The following is a 15,691-nucleotide window of genomic DNA, read 5'->3' as shown; positions in this document are numbered from 1 at the left end:
CTCCGCCCGACACCACCGACGCCCCGGAGGAACGATGACGACGCCGGACCCGACACCGACGCCACCGGGACCGGGCCCGGCGCCGGCGGCGGACCCGGAGGCGCGCGGGCTGCGGCTGGTGGCCGTCCTGCTGGTGCTGACCGTGGTGAGCGGGCTGATCGACGCCGTCAGCTACCTCGGCCTGGGCCGGGTCTTCACCGCCAACATGACCGGCAACGTGGTCGTCCTGGGCTTCGCCGCGGCCGGCGCCCCCGGCTTCTCCGTGACCCACACGGCCACCTCCCTGCTCTGCTTCCTGCTCGGCGCGGTGACCGGCGGCCGGGTGGCGGCCCGCCACGTCCGTCGCTCGCGCCGCATCTGGGCCCGCCGCACCCTGGCGGCGGAGGCGGTGCTCGTCGCCGGTTCCGCCGCGGTGGCCTTCGCCCGGCCGGACACCGACCCCGCCGCCCGCTACACCCTGATCGCCCTCACGGCCTTCGCGATGGGCCTGCGCAACGCGACGGTCCGCAAACTCGGCGTCCCCGACCTCACCACCACCGTCCTGACCATGACCCTCACCGGCCTGGCCGCCGAGTCCCGCCTCGGCGACGCCACCGGCCGCCGCTCCCCCCGCCGCACGGCCTCGGTCCTCGCCATGGCCGCCGGCGCCACCCTGGGCGCGTGGCTGGTCCTCCACCACGGCCTGGCCCTCCCCCTCCTCCTCGCGGCGGCCGCGGCGGCCACGGTGGCGACGACGGCCTCCGGCCGGGAATGAACCCACGGCCGGCGTCCACCGGGGCGGCGACAGGGTGGTCAGCCCGGTGTCGTCTCCCGTGCCGGTTCGCGGTCGGGCTCCGTCGTCGTTCGGGGGGCCGGGTGGGTCCGGGGGCCCTGGAAGGCGTAGGACAGGGCGAAGCCCGCGCCGACGACCGCCGCGCCGCCGACCGCGTCGAGCACCCAGTGGTTGCCGGTGGCGACGATGGCCGAGACGGTGAACAGGGGGTGCAGCAGGCCCAGTGCCTTCATCCACCACTTCGGGGCGATGACGGCGATGACGATCCCGCACCACAGGGACCAGCCGAAGTGGAGGGACGGCATCGCGGCGTACTGGTTGGTGAGGGCGGTCAGGGTGCCGTAGTCCGGCTTGGAGAAGTCCTGGACGCCGTGGACGGTGTCGATGATGCCGAGGTCCGGCATCAGGCGGGGCGGGGCGAGGGGGAAGAGCCAGAAGCCGACGAGGGCGAGGAAGGTGGCGAAGCCGAGGGAGGCGCGGGCCCAGCGGTAGTCGGCGGGGCGGCGCCAGTACAGGACGGCGAGGACGGTGAGCGGGACGACGAAGTGGAAGGACTCGTAGTAGTGGTCGAAGAAGCCCCGCAGCCAGCCGATCCGGACGACGGCGTGGTTGACGGCGTGCTCGATGTCGATGTGCAGGAAGCGCTCGGCGTCGAGGACGAGGCGGCCGTGGTGCTCGGCGGCGGCCCGGCCCCCGGAGTTGGTGCCGCCGGTCGCGGCGAGCCGTACCTGCTGGTAGGCGGCGTACACGACCCGGATGAGGAGCAGCTCCAGCAGGAGGTTGGGCCGGGTGAGGACCCGGCCGAGGGCCGGCAGCAGCGGGACGCGGCGGAAGCGGGCCGGGGTCCGCGGGGCGTACCGGGGCGCGACCGGGACCTGGTAGTGGGGGGAGGTGCGGGACAGGAAGGGGACGGCGGTGGCGGCGGCCAGGGCCGCGAGGAGCACCAGGTCGTCCCGCAGCGGGTACATCACCGGTATGTCCGGCAGCATCATCCGCGCGGGCAGCGTGGTCACGAGGATCACCGCGACCGGCCAGACGTAGCGGTCGGAGGCGCGCCTGCCGACCCGGCCGACCACCGCGAGCAGCACCCACAGCAGCTGGTGCTGCCAGGTGGTCGGGGACACGACGACCGCTGCGCAGCCGGTGACCGCGACGGCGAGCAGGAGCTGGCCGTCGTGGGCGTAGCGGACGGCGCGGCCGAGGGCGAGGCCGGCGACGGCGGCGCCGAGCAGCAGGAAGAGCGTGATCTCCAGGGGGCCGGTGAGGCCGAGGCGGAGCAGGGCGCCGTGCAGGGACTGGTTGGCGAGGCCGTCGGCCTTGCCACCGAGGCCGGCGCCGGCCATGTGGTGCACCCAGTAGGCGACTGAGTCGTGGGGCAGGGCCGCCCAGGCGAGCGCGGTGCACGCGGCGAAGGTGCCGGCCGTGGTGAGGGCGGCGCGGCGGCGGCCGGTGAACCACAGCAGCGGGGCGAAGAGCAGCACGGTCGGCTGGAGGGCGGCGGCCAGGCCCAGACAGAGGCCGCTCGCGCGCTGTCCGCGGACGGCGAAGCAGCCCAGCAGGACGAGCAGCACCGGGATGACGCTGGTCTGGCCGAGCCACAGGGTGCTGCGGACCGGCAGCGACAGCATGAGGAGGCTGATGGCGACCGGCGCGGCCAGCAGCGAGGTGCGCCGGCTGACCGGCTGGGGCAGCGCGCGGGCGGCCACCAGGCCGAGGGCGACGACCAGCAGCAGGGTGCCGAAGGTCCAGCCCCAACCGAGGGCGGCCTCCGCCGAACGGGTGAGGGGTTTGAGGACGAGGCCGGCGAACGGGGTGCCGGTGAACCGCGTCGAGTCGTACAGCGAGCCCTTGACGTGCAGGACGCCCTCGGGGCCGACCCAGGTCTCCAGGTCGGTCAGCCGATCACCGCTCGGGCTGGTCAGGACGGCCGCCGTCTGCCGTGCGGCCAGGATCGCCGCGAGCGCCCACAGGGCGAGGCGGGCGGCGCGCAGCCGCGCCCCGGCCGCCGTGCTCGTGAGGGCCTGCGCCGGTCGTCCGCTGTGCCGCACGTTCCCCACGCCTCGTCGGCCTCCCGCCCCTGTCGCCGTGCCGGGCGCCCTGCGCGCCCGGCCGTCTCCGCGCCTCCTGCGAGGCTCGCAGACACCCTGGGGAGGGACGCGGGAAACCCCCGCTTCACCTGACGTCGGTCCGTGTTTTGTCCGGAAGACGATAGTCGCGGCGGTCGTCGCGGTGACCCTCGGTTGCGTGCCGGGGACGCGAGAAGGATCACACCGGTCGGGCGGAATGACCTCGTGACATGGGGCAGGAGTGCCTGCGTAACCCGCCTTTAACTGCATGCCGCACCGATCCCCACACGGTACGTAAGGGGCAGAGCTGCCCCTATGGTCGTTTTTCGGCCCGTCGTACGTCAGCGACGCCGTCCGGGTCCGTCCCCGTCCCCGTCGAAAGGTAGGCGAGCTCCGTCTTGACGACCGTCACAGCCGTCAACCCGCCCCCGAAGGCACGACGGGCCACCTCGGCCCGTGACACCGGCGACGTCACCGTCACCGACCCCGCGCTCGTCAGGCGTGCCGTGAAGGCGGCCGCGCTCGGCAACGCGATGGAATGGTTCGACTTCGGTGTCTACAGCTACATCGCGGTGACCCTGGGCAAGGTCTTCTTCCCGTCCGGCAACCCGACCGCGCAGTTGCTGTCGACCTTCGGCGCCTTCGCGGCGGCCTTCCTGGTCCGGCCGGTCGGCGGCATGGTCTTCGGCCCGCTGGGCGACCGCGTCGGCCGGCAGAAGGTCCTCGCCGTCACGATGATCATGATGGCGGTGGGCACGTTCGCCATCGGCCTGATCCCGTCGTACGCGACGATCGGCGTCGGCGCGCCGCTCCTGCTGCTGGCCGCGCGGCTCGTCCAGGGCTTCTCCACCGGCGGCGAGTACGCGGGCGCCACCACGTTCATCGCCGAGTACGCCCCGGACAAGAAGCGCGGGTTCCTCGGCAGCTGGCTGGAGTTCGGCACGCTCGCCGGCTACATCGGCGGCGCGGGCCTGGTCACCCTGATGACGGCCCTGCTCTCCGCCGACGACCTGACCTCCTGGGGCTGGCGGATCCCGTTCCTGATCGCGGGTCCGATGGGCATCATCGGCCTGTACCTGCGGATGCGGCTGGAGGAGACCCCGGCGTTCGCCGCCGAGGTCGAGAAGGCCGAGGCCGCCCGGCCGAAGGTGCCGCTGCGCGAGATGGTCTCGGGCCAGTGGAAGGCGCTGCTGCTGTGCATGGGCCTGGTGCTGGTCTTCAACGTCACCGACTACATGCTGCTGTCGTACATGCCGAGCTACCTCACCAGTGAGCTGAAGTACGACGAGACGCACGGGCTGCTGGTCGTGCTCGGCGTGATGGCGGTGATGATGGTCGTCCAGCCGTTCGCGGGCGCCCTCAGCGACCGCGTCGGTCGCCGGCCGGTCATCGCGGCGGGCTGCGCCGGCTTCCTGCTGCTGTCCGTCCCCGCGCTGCTGCTGATCCGCCAGGGCAGCCTGCTCGCCGTCGCCCTCGGCATGGGCGCGCTGGGCCTGCTGCTGGTCTGCTTCACGGCCGCCATGCCGGCCGCGCTGCCCGCGCTGTTCCCGACCCGGGTGCGCTACGGCTCGCTGTCCATCGGGTTCAACGTGTCCGTGTCCCTGTTCGGCGGGACGACCCCGCTCGTGGTGACCGCGCTGATCGGCGCGACCGGGAACATGATGATGCCCGCGTACTACATGATGGCCGCCGCCGTCGTGGGCGGGTTCGCGGTGTGGCGGATGTCCGAGACCGCCGGACGGCCGCTGCCGGGCTCCGCCCCGGCCGTCGAGGAGCGGTAGCCGCCCACCCGTCCGCGGCGGACGGTCGGAGGCCGCGGCTCGCCCCGCCGGGCGCGGCTGCCCGGTGGCTCGTCGCGCGGAACCCCGCGCCCCTTCGGGGGTGCGGGGTTCTCTGCTGGGAGGATCGGGGTGGGCAGGGGCAGGCAGCCCGGGGAAGACTCGGGACCGACACTCGGGAAAGGCAGCAGGCGCTATGAGCGGGTCGCAGCTGTGGGACGACGTCGACGACTACTTCATCAGCCGGCTCTCACCGGACGACGAGGCGCTGCGGTCCGCCCTGCGGGAGAGCGAGGCGGCCGGACTGCCGCGGATCGGTGTGACGGCCGCGCAGGGCAAGCTCCTGCACCTGCTCGCCCGGCTCCAGGGCGCCCGGAACATCCTGGAGATCGGCACGCTCGGCGGCTACAGCACCATCTGGCTGGCCCGCGCCCTGCCCGAGGACGGCAGGCTGGTGTCGCTGGAGTACAGCGCCCGGCACGCCGAGGTGGCGGGCCGGAACATCGCCCGCGCGGGCCTGGAACGCGTCGCGCAGGTGCGGGTGGGCCCGGCGCTGGAGTCGCTGCCCAAGCTCGCTGACGAGAACCCGGCCCCCTTCGACCTCGTCTTCATCGACGCCGACAAAGCCAACAGCGGGCGCTACGTGGAGTGGGCGCTGCGGCTCACCCGGGCCGGCAGCCTGATCGTCGTGGACAACGTGGTGCGCGGCGGCCGGGTCGCCGACCCGGACAGCACCGAGCCGGACGTGGTGGGCAGCCGCGCCGCGATCGAGCTGATCGCCACGCACCCGCGGCTGAGCGGTACGGCGATCCAGACCGTCGGCGGCAAGGGCTACGACGGCTTCGCGCTGGCCCACGTGCTGGGCTGACCGACCGGCTCAGATCTCGTGGTAGAAGCCCACGTTCACGCTGCGCGGCGCGGTGCGGTCCTGGACGACGACCTCCCCGGACCCGCCGCGGGGCAGCGGAACGCTCGCGCCGTAGCCGACCGGCTGGGCGTACTCCCCGACGGTGACCCGGACCTCGGACGCCGGGTCCGGCTGGGAGCCGCGCAGCCAGGTCACCTGCCAGACCCCGTCCGGGCCGCACAGGAACTCCAGGTGGACCCGGGAGACGAACAGCCACTCCTCGGGGGTGGCCAGCCGGCACACGGTCCCGTCGCGGCCGACCCGGAGCACGGCACCGGGCTCGCTGGGCGCCTCGGCCATCGTCATGCCGGCCGTGGCGCCCGCGTCCTCCCCGGAGACGGCGGCCATGGTGAGTTCGAGCACGAGCGTTCCCCCTGAAACGTCCTGGCGCGGTGGGCGGATCGCCGTACCGCCGCCGCATGATAAAACGCCCGGCGCGGTCCCGTCCGGCACAATGCCACCACGCCGACCGAAACCCACCGGCCGTCTTCGTGCACGCGCAAAGGGCGGCAGCGTGTGCTGCCGCCCTGGGGGAGGGGATGGGGTCAGCCGTGGAGCAGGCGGCCGGCCAGTTCCCGGTAGTCGCGCAGCGCGAGCCGCAGCTGTTCGGTGTCGGTCCCGGTGCCGGTGTCGGTCCCGGTGCCGGTGCCGGTGCCGGTGCCGGTGCCGGCGTCCTCGCCGCCCTGCCAGGAGGTGCGCAGGGTGCGGCGGCGCTCTGTCACCGCCTCGGTGAAGCGTGCGGCGATCTCCTCCAGCGCCCGGTCGGCCTCCTCGACCGCCCGCTTCGGCTCGTCCACGAACCCGGCGACGACCTCCCGCAGCCGGTGTTCCCACCGGTCCGCCTCGTCGTGCGGGAGCAGCGGCGCGTCCGCGCCCGTCTGGGACGCGCTCGGGCCGGGCGTGCCGGCCGTGCCGGGGGCCGCGTCGAGGCCGGACGCGCTCGTGCCGGCCGTGCCGGGGGTCGCGTCGGGGCCGGTCGTTCCCGGGGCCAGGTCCTCCGTGCCGGGGCGCAGGCCCTCGGTGCCGTGCAGCGGGCCGGAGGCCCCGGCCGCGGCGTGGCCCGTGAGGTCCGGCGCCTGTGCCGCCGTGTCCCGCGGGGTGCGGTCCTCGGCCGTCAGCCCCTCGCGGCCGGAGCCGACCGGGGCCGTGAGCCCGCCGTCCGCGGCCGGTTCGCCGGGGAGCCGCTCCTCGGGCCGGGCCTCGCGCGGTGTGCGGTGGCCCGGTGCCGCGTCGTCCGGGGCCCACTTGTCGTCGCGTGCCGGCTCACCGACCGGCACCCCCGTGTCCGCCGGGGTGCGGGTGGGGCGGCGGTCGTCGCCCGTGGCGCTCGTCCTGTCCGGCATGTCGTCAGCTCTCCTTCGGCCGGCTGCGGTGGAGGGCCAGCGGGTTGTGGGTACGGGCGTGGGAACGGGTGCCGGCCGGGGTGTCCCGGTGGTCCGTGCCGGCGCCGGCGCGGTGCCGGCCGGTCTCCGTGCTCGTCAGGTCGTCGAAGAGGGCGCGGGCGTCCAGCAGCGCCGACCGCAGTTCCTCGGTACCCGCGGCGGACCCGTCCGGGCCCAGGCGGGCGGCCCGGTGCACCCGGCGGTAGCCCTCGACGTGTTCGGCGTGGTGCACGGACAGCGCGTCGAGCTGCTCCTCGTACCGCTCGCCGCCCGGGTAGCCGCGCACCGCGGCCAGTTCCGCGAGCAGCCGGTCGGCCTCGGCCACCGCCTCGCGCGGGGAGTCGACGAACTGCTCCTGGACGGCCGTCCAGCGGTCCGTCCAGCGCTGCCGCTCGGTGCCGTCGAGCGGGTGTTCCCGCAGCTCTCCGTGGCGTTCGAGACGCGCGGTCAGCTCACGCTCGGCCGCGTTGGTGTCCCCGTCGTGCCGGGCCACGGTCCGGTCGTACTCGGGGCCGAAGCGCTGCCTGAGGCTGGGCCCGCCGTGCCGTCCGCGGCCGCGCGCTATCAGGGCCACCGCCCCGATGACCACGACCGCCACGATCACGGCCAACGCGATGATCATGCCTGTGGACATGGTTGCCTTCCGATCGGACCGGCCCCGCTGGCCGGTTCACCCTTCGTGTGACCCGGAACCCCGGCCACAAACGGGCTCCGCCGGGCCGTCGCCGATATCCGGTTGCCGAGGGTGCGGGGCCCGCGCCGACAATGGCCGGCATGACGTGGACGATCACTGCGGAGCCGTACGACTCACCGGCCGCGGCCGCCCTGTGGCGCGCCTACTACACGGAGGTCAGCGACCGCTGGTACCTGCTGCACGAGGGACGCCGCACCGACCCGGCCGAGCTGGAGCGGGAGATCGCGGCCGATCCGGGCACCTCCCTCGCCCCGCCGACGGGGCGGCTGCTCGTCGGGCGGTACGCGGGCGCCCCGGCCGGATCGGCGGGCGTACGGCTGCTGGACGCGGACACCGCCGAGCTGACCCGGGTGTTCGTGCGGGCGGAGGCGCGCGGCCGGGGCGGGGCGGCGCTGCTGGTCACCGCCGCCGAGGAGGCGGCCCGCGCCCTCGGTGCCCGCCGCATGGTCCTCGACACCCGCGCGGACCTGGTCGAGGCCCGCGCCCTGTACGCCCGGCTCGGCTACACCGAGACCGGCCCGCACAACGACGCCCCCTACGCCGAGCACTGGTTCCGCAAGGAACTGGACCCGGCGCCGTCCCTCAGCGGGCCCCGGCCTTCGTGACCGTGCCGTTGTGCGGGCGTTCGCGTTCGGCCCCGCACAGTTCGCCGGTCAGCTCCCGCACCAACTGCGTCAGGTCGGTGGAACGGCCCGGCTGCCACCAGTCGCCGAGCAGCTCGCCGAGGGTCTCCTCGCGGGCCCGGGTGAGCCGTTCGGCGGCCTCCCGGCCCGTGCTCGTCAGCACCAGCTCCAGTCCCCGGCGCTCGGCGAGCCGCCGCTCCTCGACCTGGCGGGCGGCGGCCATGACCGCCTGGAGCGGGACGGGGCTGCGCTCGGCGAGCACGGCCGGCTCCACGGAGCCGTACCGGCGGATGCGCAGCAGCACCCAGCTGGTGGCGGGCAGCAGGTCGTAGCCGGCCCGTTCGGTGATGTCCCGGTAGATCTCCCGGCGGCCCTCGCGGGTGCCGAGCACGGACAGCGCGCGGCACACCTCGTCGTGCGAGGAGCGCTCCACCGGGTTGGGCGGGATCGTCTCGGAGATGTCCGGGGCGGTGACCGAGCCGCGCAGCCGGTCCTCCTTCAGGAACCAGGCCAGGACGAAGCCGAGCGCGGCGACGGGCGCGGCGTACAGGAAGACGTCGGTGATGGCGGACGCGTACGCGTGCAGGGCCGCGGGGCGCAACGCCGGCGGCAGGGCGGCGATGCCCCGGGGGTCGGACCCGAGCGCGTCGGGGGTCGCACCGGGCGGCAGGCGCAGGCCCCGGAAGGCGGCGGTGAGCTTGTCGCCGAGGCGGCCGGCGAAGATCGTGCCGAAGATGGCCACGCCGAAGGCGGCGCCGATGGAGCGGAAGAAGGTGACGCCGGAGGTGGCGACGCCGAGGTCCTCGTAGGAGACGGCGTTCTGCACGATCAGCACCAGGACCTGGAGGACCAGGCCGAGGCCCAGCCCGAAGACGAACAGGGAGACGCCGATCTCGGCGGTGCCGCTGCGTTCGTCGAGCCGGTGCAGCAGGAGCAGGCCGAGGGTGGTGACGGCGGTGCCGACGATCGGGAACACCTTCCAGCGGCCGGTGCGGCTGACGATCTGCCCGGAGACCGTGGACGACAGCAGCAGCCCGAACACCATCGGCAGCATGTGCACGCCCGACAGGGTCGGGGAGACGCCGTGCACGATCTGGAGGAAGGTCGGCAGGTAGGTCATCGCGCCGAACATGGCGAAGCCGACGATGAAGCTGATGACGGCGGCGAGGGTGAAGGTGCGGACGCGGAACAGGCCGAGCGGCAGGACCGGTTCGGCGGCCCGGCGCTCCACGGCGACGAACGCCACGGCCAGCAGGACGCCCAGCACCGCCAGCCCGACGATCCGCGCCGAGCCCCACGCCCAGGTGGTGCCGCCGAGCGAGGCGACCAGGACCAGGCAGGTGGCGACGGCCGCGATGAGGAACGTGCCCAGGTAGTCGATGACGTGGCGGGTGGCCCGGTGCGGGATGCGCAGGGCGACGGCGATCACGCCGAGCGCGACGACGCCGACGGGCAGGTTGACGTAGAACACCCACCGCCAGCTCAGGTGCTGGGTGAACAGCCCGCCGAGCAGCGGCCCGAGCACACTGGTCGCGCCGAAGACGGAACCGAACAGCCCCTGGTAGCGGCCGCGCTCCCGCGGGGGCACGAGGTCGCCGACGATGGCCATGGACAGCACCATCAGGCCGCCGCCGCCGAGGCCCTGGAGCGCCCGGAAGGCGATCAGCTGGGGCATGTCCTGCGCGGCCCCGCACAGCGCCGAGCCGATCAGGAAGATCACGATGGCCGTCTGGAAGAGCCGCTTGCGCCCGTACTGGTCACCGAGCTTGCCCCACAGCGGGGTCGCGGCGGTCGACGCCAGCAGGTAGGCGGTGACCACCCAGGACAGGTGCTCCAGTCCGCCGAGGTCGCTGACGATCGTCGGCAGCGCGGTCGACACGATCGTCTGGTCCAGCGCGGCCAGCAGCAGACCGAGCAGCAGGGCGCCGATCGGCACCAGCACGCTGCCCGGCACGTGTTCGCCGCTCCGCACGTCCTTGGCCGTGCCGTGCGTGTCCAGGGCCATGGAGACCTCCCGGGGCTCGGATGCGCCTTTCCCATCGTGATCGGTGTCACCAGTTATGGCCTGTTGAGTCCTGCGGACGAGGAGGAGACCCGCCTATTCTCTGGAGTTCCCGAGGGGAGGGCCGGACGGGTGACGGGGAACGAGGACACCAGGTGCCCGGAGTGCGGGGCGCCGAGGGAACCGGACGGTTCGCCGTCCTGCGACTGCACCGCGCGGGCCGCGGCGGCGCTGCGCGAGACCCGCACGGCCGAGGCCGCGGCGGCGGAGGACTTCGACCCGCTGCGGATACGCCCTTACGTCGCCGACATCGTCCGGGACGCGCCGACCGGGCCCCCTGGTCCGCCCGGCCCCCCGCACCCGCCGGCCCCGACGGCGGTGGCGGAGACCGGCGCACCCGGCGCACCCGGTACACCCGGCGCGCCCGATACGCCCGGCGCGGCGGACGCCGGGGAGCCCCGGCCGCCGCGCCGCTCCCGCCGTACCGTGCCGTTGCTGGCCGCGGGCACGGGGATCGCGCTGATCGCGGTGGCCGGCTTCGCGCTGTCCGCCTACCACGACCCCGCACCGGACCGGGCGGCCCCGGAGGTCAGGCCGGGCATCCCGGACGCCGTGACCCCGGGCCCCGCCTCGGCGTCGGCGCCCCCGCCCGCGCCCCGCCCACCGGCTCCGTCCCCGTCCGGCCCTCCGTCGGCGCCGGCCGACCCGGCCCCGTCCCCGGGCTCCGCGTCCCCGACCCCGTCCCCGACGCCGTCGGGCAGCGCGTCCGGCTCCGCCTCGCCCAGCCCCTCCGGGACGACCTCCGGCAGCCCCCGTCCCACGCCGGCCGCGGTCCCGGTACTGCGACGCGGCGACACCGGCCCGCAGGTCACGGAGCTCCAGCAGCGGCTGCGCCGGCTCAACCTCTACGGCGACCGGATCGACGGCGTGTTCACCCGCCCGGTGGAGGACGCGGTGCGCAACTACCAGTTGGCCCGCGGCATCACCACCGAACCCCTGGGCGAATACGGCCCCACCACCCGAGCCGCCCTACAGTCCGAAACCCCCACCCCCTGACCCGAGGCCCACGAAGAACCCCAGACCCGCGGAAACCTGCCGAGACCGACCCCCACCCACTTCACCCCGGCCCACACCAACCCCACGGGCGCGGGGAACCGCGCGACCAGCCCCCACCCACACCCGCACCGGACCGGGCATCCGCAGGAACCCCCACTCCCCACCCCGGCCCACACCAACCCACCCAGGGGCGCGAGGAACCGCGCGACCAGCCCCCACCCACACCCGCACCCGCACCCGAACAGCTCAGCCCAGCCGCAGGCGCACCGCTCCGTCCCCTACAACCTCCACCGCCACCTGCGTGAGATCCCGCACGACGACATCCGGCCCGTGGGCCGCAGCCCCCGCCCCCACCCCCACGACCCGCATCCCCGCGGAGCGCCCCGCCGCGATACCCGCGCCGGAGTCCTCGAAGACGACGCAGTCGGCGGGGTCGACGCCCAGCGCGGCGGCGCCCTTGAGGAACCCCTCGGGGTCGGGCTTGCTGGCGTCGACGGACTCGGCGGTGACGCGGACGGCCGGCAGCGGCAGCCCGGCGGCGTCCATGCGGGCGGTGGCGAGCGCGAGGTCGGCGGAGGTCACCAGGGCGTGCGGGAGCCCGCGCAGGGCGGCGAGGAAGGCGCCGGCGCCGGGGACCTCGGTGACGCCGTCGGTGTCGGCGGTCTCCTCGGCGAGCATGCGGGCGTTGTCGGCGAGGTTCTGCCGATGCGGCCGGTCGGGGAGCAGGACGGCCATGGAGGCGTGGCCCTGCCGGCCGTGCACGACGCTCATCACCTCGTCGCCGTCCAGCCCGTGCCGCTCGGCCCAGCGCCGCCAGATGCGTTCGACGACGGCGTGGGAGTCGACGAGGGTGCCGTCCATGTCGAGGAGAAGGGCCCGGGCGGTGAGGACGGTGGGCGCGGCGGTGGCCGGCATCGGCAGCTCCTGGACGGTGCGGGGTCCCGGTCGGGGGACGGCGGGGCACAAGGCGGCCCCGCCCGCCGGTCAGGGAGAACGGGCGGGAGCCACTTTGTTTCTCTACGGTACAAAACAGGCCGGGCCTCCCGCCACCACCCCCGGCGGACGTTCATCCGCCGTTCAGCTCGGCGGCCGCGCTCAGCCGGCCACGGCCTCGTACAGGCTCCACACGCCGAGCGCCACCATCAGCCCCGCCGCGATCTGCGTGATCAGCCGCAGCGGAACCCGCTTCATCAGGGCCTTTCCGCCGACGATGCCCAGTCCGGCGACGGCCCACAGGCCCAGTACGGCGCCGAGGCCGACGGAGAGCGGGTCGTCGTAACGGGCGGCGAGGTTGGCGGTCATGATCTGGGTGAGGTCACCGAACTCGGCGACCAGGATGAGCATGAAGCCGGTGCCGGCGACCTTCCAGAAGGACTGGTCGGCGGGCTTCCTGATCTCCTCCTCGTCCTCACCCTTGCTCAGCAGCAGCATGGCGGCGCCGCCGAGGAAGAGGACGCCGGTGACGGCGTGCACGATCCGCTGGGGCAGCAGGGTCAGCACGCTGCCGGCCGCGACGGCGAGCACGACGTGCAGGAGGAAGGCGGCGGCGACGCCCGCGAAGACGTACGAGGCGCGGTAGCGGGTGCCGAGGACGAGGCCGGCGAGCGCGGTCTTGTCGGGCAGTTCGGCGAGGAAGACGATGCCGAAGACGAGCGCCGTCACGGTGATGCTGATCAAGGTCCCTCAATCGGTCGGGCTGCCCCGCCGAGAGTGCGGTACGTCACGCGGTGACACCTCGGCACGGCAGCGCACTCGGCGCCCGCGCCGGGGGGCACGGGCGTGCACTGCTTGCCGAAGGTCTCGCTGGCGGACCCCGATGGATGTCGGTGGTCGGCCTCCGGGCGCCGGCTCAGGCTCGCTGAGCAGTATGTCGACGGTCCGGCGAAGAGCTACTCCCCTTCTGCGCCACCCATCGTACGGGATGTGAAGGTTCAGCCGTGAACCTTGTCGTGTCATGCGCACGTCACTAGCTTCTTACCGAGCGCTCACCCCCCGGCAACGCCACCCCGCGAGCATGTCCTCGCCGCACCCCAACACCCGTACCCCACAAGGGAGTTACCCCATGCCCAAACTCTACGCGCGTCGACGGCTGAGCATACTCGCGACCCTGACCGGCCTGCTGGCCTCCGTCGCCCTGGTCAACTCCCCGAGCGCCTCGGCCGCCCTCCCCACGCCGGTCAGCGCCGCCACCGCCCGCGGCTACCTCGCCCAGCTCACCGTGGCGACCGAGAACCGCACCGGTTACAGCCGCGACCTCTTCCCGCTGTGGATCACCATCAGCGGCACCTGCAACACCCGCGAGACGGTCCTGAAGCGGGACGGCACGAACGTCGTCACCAACTCCTCGTGCGCCGCCACCAGCGGCAGCTGGTACTCCCCCTACGACGGCGCCACCTGGACCGCCGCCTCCGACCTGGACATCGACCACCTGGTGCCGCTGGCGGAGGCCTGGGACTCCGGGGCGAGCAAGTGGACCACCGCCCAGCGGCAGGGCTTCGCCAACGACCTGACCCGGCCGCAGCTGATCGCCGTCACCGACAACGTCAACCAGGCCAAGGGCGACCAGGACCCGGCCACCTGGGTGCCCTCCCGGTCCGCGTACGTCTGCACCTACGTCCGTGCCTGGGTGCAGGTGAAGTACTACTACGACCTGTCGGTCGACTCCGCCGAGAAGAGCGCGCTGACGAACTACCTGGCGAGCTGCTGAGTCCCGCGCCGTACGGCCACCCGCCCGGGCGTACGGCGACCGCGGGCCCCTCGGGTCAGGAGACCGGCCGCCGCCGCACCAGGAAGGCCGCCGCGGCGCCCGCAGCGAACAGCGCGGCCACGGAGACGCCCGCGGCGAGCCAGGTCGCGCCCAGCCACTGGGCGCCGTAGTAGCCGAGGGCGACGCTGTAGGCCGCCCAGGACAGGCCGGCCAGGGCGGACCAGGGCAGGAAGTCGCGGGCGCGGCGGTGGGCGGCGCCCGCGCAGAAGGAGACGACCGAGCGGCCGGCGGGGGCGAAGCGGGCGAGGACGACCAGCGCGCCGCCGCCCCGGGCGAGGGCGTCGCCGAGACGTTCCTGCGCGGTGGTCAGCCGCCGGGAGCGGGCTATCGCGCGGTCCAGGCGGGCGCCGCCCCGCCATGCCAGCCGGTAGGCCACCAGATCGCCGAGGAGCGAGGCGGTCGCCGCGGAGAGGATCAGGGCGAGGATGTCCGGCACCTCGTGCGGGACCCCGCCGGCCGCGCCCGAACCCGCGGCCGCCGCGGTACCGGCCGTGATGACGAGCACCCCGCTCGGCAGCACCGGCAGGAACACGTCGAACAGTACCGACAGGGCCACCACGGCATAGATCCACGGACCGGCCGCCAGCGACCCCACGCTCTCGAACACCACGACTCCCGACACTCCCCCGTTGACAGCCATACAGCGTACGCCGGGGGTGTGACAGGAGGTGTCGCGGGGTTCGGGGGCCGTCGGTCAGGCCGCCAGCGGGGCCTGCTCCGCGGCGGGTTCGCCCGCCGTGACCGTGCGCCGGGCGAGGAGCCGGTCGATGCCGAAGGCGCCGGAGCCGGTGAAGACCAGCAGCAGGAACGCCCAGCAGAACAGCACCGACGGCTCGCCGCCGTTCTGGATGGGCCACAGGGCGGCACGCTGGTGGACGTCGAAGTAGGCGTAGGCCATCGAACCGGAGGCGATCAGCGCGGCCCCGCGGGTGCCGAGGCCGAGCAGCACCGAGCCGCCGGCGACCAGCTGGATCACGGCCGCGTACCAGCCGGGCCAGGTGCCCGCGTCGACGGTGCCGCCGGTGCCCGTGGCGCCGCCGAGGACGCCGAACAAGGAGGCGGCGCCGTGCACGGCGAAGAGCAGGCCGATGACTATGCGGAAGAGCCCGAGCGCATAGGGCTGGGCGGAGTTGAGGCGTGCGGACATGGGGACGTCTCCTCTTCGGTGTCGGTCGGGCCGGCCGGGGACGTGGGCCGGCCGTGGGGGCGGCGGAACCGAACGAGGGCCCAGGTTAGGGGTCCCTAAGCAATACTTGCAAGTTCAACATCAAGGGTCGGGGTGTCCCCCGGCCCACCCTCGGGAGGGCATGGCGGAACGGCGCGACGGCCCTCCCGGCGGAACCGGGGACTCCGGCCCGCTCGGACGCCGCCGTTCCGCCGCGCCCGGACCGGCTAGCCCTCGGCCACCCGCTCCGGTTCCGCCCGTACGGCGCCCGCGCCGCGTACCTCCAGCCCGTCGAGCAGCTCCGCCGTGGCGCGGGCCACGGCCTCCACCGCCCGGTCGAAGACCTCGCGGTTGTGGGCGGCGGGCGCCCGGAACCCGGACACCTTCCGCACGTACTGCAACGCGGCGGCCCGCATGTCCTCGTCCGTGGCCTCGCCCGGCAGCGCGGGCGGACGCAGGGTCTTGATGCTCCGGCACAT

16 protein-coding genes are annotated in these 15,691 nt (G+C 74.4%); 6 read left to right on the top strand and 10 right to left on the bottom strand.

All coding sequences use genetic code 11. The features are described 5' to 3' along the window. Nucleotides 1-34: 34 nt before the first annotated feature. Nucleotides 35-754, top strand: coding sequence for a YoaK family protein (locus tag ACIQVT_RS07060; protein WP_403748762.1), 720 nt, complete (start codon nt 35-37; stop codon nt 752-754). A 38-nt stretch (nt 755-792) separates the two neighbouring features. Here the strand turns inward: ACIQVT_RS07060 and ACIQVT_RS07055 are convergent, their stop codons facing one another. Continuing rightward, the gene (locus ACIQVT_RS07055; protein WP_403748760.1) at nt 793-2,829 is read right to left on the bottom strand and encodes a bifunctional glycosyltransferase 87/phosphatase PAP2 family protein; all 2,037 of its coding nucleotides are present in this window, start codon (nt 2,827-2,829) and stop codon (nt 793-795) included. Between the two features lie 407 nt (nt 2,830-3,236). Here ACIQVT_RS07055 and proP point away from each other — a divergent pair, with 407 nt between their 5' ends. Continuing rightward, on the top strand, nt 3,237-4,619 hold the full coding sequence (gene proP, locus ACIQVT_RS07050; RefSeq protein ID WP_403748757.1) for a glycine betaine/L-proline transporter ProP: 1,383 nt from the start codon (nt 3,237-3,239) through the stop codon (nt 4,617-4,619). A gap of 193 nt (nt 4,620-4,812) precedes the next feature. Next, nucleotides 4,813-5,484, top strand: a complete 672-nt coding sequence (locus ACIQVT_RS07045; RefSeq protein WP_403748754.1) for an O-methyltransferase — start codon at nt 4,813-4,815, stop codon at nt 5,482-5,484. 9 nt (nt 5,485-5,493) lie between these two features. Here ACIQVT_RS07045 and ACIQVT_RS07040 read toward each other — a convergent pair whose 3' ends face one another. The 3 genes from ACIQVT_RS07040 to ACIQVT_RS07030 form a co-directional block, all read right to left on the bottom strand. Continuing rightward, entirely contained in the window at nt 5,494-5,886 is a 393-nt protein-coding gene (locus ACIQVT_RS07040; protein WP_403748752.1) for a hypothetical protein, read from the bottom strand. A 182-nt stretch (nt 5,887-6,068) separates the two neighbouring features. Then, nucleotides 6,069-6,866 (bottom strand): hypothetical protein, encoded by a 798-nt coding sequence (locus tag ACIQVT_RS07035; RefSeq protein ID WP_403748749.1) that lies wholly within the window; start codon nt 6,864-6,866, stop codon nt 6,069-6,071. 4 nt (nt 6,867-6,870) lie between these two features. Next, entirely contained in the window at nt 6,871-7,539 is a 669-nt protein-coding gene (locus ACIQVT_RS07030; RefSeq protein WP_403749758.1) for a hypothetical protein, read from the bottom strand. Between the two features lie 140 nt (nt 7,540-7,679). Here ACIQVT_RS07030 and ACIQVT_RS07025 point away from each other — a divergent pair, with 140 nt between their 5' ends. Then, nucleotides 7,680-8,204: a GNAT family N-acetyltransferase gene (locus ACIQVT_RS07025; protein ID WP_403748746.1), complete on the top strand. Its 525-nt coding sequence runs from the start codon at nt 7,680-7,682 to the stop codon at nt 8,202-8,204. On the opposite strand, the gene ACIQVT_RS07020 is transcribed toward ACIQVT_RS07025, so the two are convergent. Next, a complete protein-coding gene (locus ACIQVT_RS07020; protein ID WP_403748744.1) occupies nt 8,182-10,227 on the bottom strand; it encodes a DHA2 family efflux MFS transporter permease subunit in 2,046 nt (681 codons plus the stop codon). The two genes, ACIQVT_RS07025 and ACIQVT_RS07020, sit on opposite strands and share 23 nt — an antisense overlap. Nucleotides 10,228-10,356: 129 nt before the next feature. Here ACIQVT_RS07020 and ACIQVT_RS07015 point away from each other — a divergent pair, with 129 nt between their 5' ends. Continuing rightward, nucleotides 10,357-11,280 carry a peptidoglycan-binding protein gene (locus tag ACIQVT_RS07015; protein ID WP_403748741.1) on the top strand — a complete coding sequence of 308 codons (924 nt, stop codon included), beginning with the start codon at nt 10,357-10,359 and terminating at the stop codon, nt 11,278-11,280. 246 nt (nt 11,281-11,526) lie between these two features. Here the strand turns inward: ACIQVT_RS07015 and ACIQVT_RS07010 are convergent, their stop codons facing one another. Further along, complete coding sequence (locus ACIQVT_RS07010) at nt 11,527-12,195, bottom strand: HAD-IA family hydrolase (RefSeq protein WP_403748738.1); 669 nt, start codon at nt 12,193-12,195, stop codon at nt 11,527-11,529. A gap of 180 nt (nt 12,196-12,375) precedes the next feature. After that, a complete protein-coding gene (locus ACIQVT_RS07005; protein ID WP_403748735.1) occupies nt 12,376-12,957 on the bottom strand; it encodes a TMEM165/GDT1 family protein in 582 nt (193 codons plus the stop codon). 385 nt (nt 12,958-13,342) lie between these two features. On the opposite strand from ACIQVT_RS07005, the gene ACIQVT_RS07000 reads away from it, so the two are divergent. Then, nucleotides 13,343-13,987: an HNH endonuclease family protein gene (locus ACIQVT_RS07000; RefSeq protein WP_403748733.1), complete on the top strand. Its 645-nt coding sequence runs from the start codon at nt 13,343-13,345 to the stop codon at nt 13,985-13,987. Between the two features lie 55 nt (nt 13,988-14,042). Here ACIQVT_RS07000 and ACIQVT_RS06995 read toward each other — a convergent pair whose 3' ends face one another. From ACIQVT_RS06995 to ACIQVT_RS06985, 3 genes are all read right to left on the bottom strand, one after another. Then, the gene (locus ACIQVT_RS06995) at nt 14,043-14,654 is read right to left on the bottom strand and encodes a DedA family protein (RefSeq protein ID WP_403749719.1); all 612 of its coding nucleotides are present in this window, start codon (nt 14,652-14,654) and stop codon (nt 14,043-14,045) included. An 87-nt stretch (nt 14,655-14,741) separates the two neighbouring features. Continuing rightward, the gene (locus tag ACIQVT_RS06990) at nt 14,742-15,194 is read right to left on the bottom strand and encodes a DoxX family protein (RefSeq protein ID WP_403748731.1); all 453 of its coding nucleotides are present in this window, start codon (nt 15,192-15,194) and stop codon (nt 14,742-14,744) included. Nucleotides 15,195-15,439: 245 nt separating this feature from the next. Continuing rightward, a complete protein-coding gene (locus ACIQVT_RS06985; RefSeq protein WP_403748729.1) occupies nt 15,440-15,691 on the bottom strand; it encodes a DUF2277 domain-containing protein in 252 nt (83 codons plus the stop codon).

Origin of the sequence: Streptomyces sp. NPDC100445 (genome assembly GCF_044759735.1) — a bacterium.
Classification (GTDB): Bacteria; Actinomycetota; Actinomycetes; order Streptomycetales; family Streptomycetaceae; genus Streptomyces.
The sequence above is the reverse complement of the archived record's forward strand: the minus strand, read 5'-3'. Positions and strand labels throughout refer to the sequence as shown.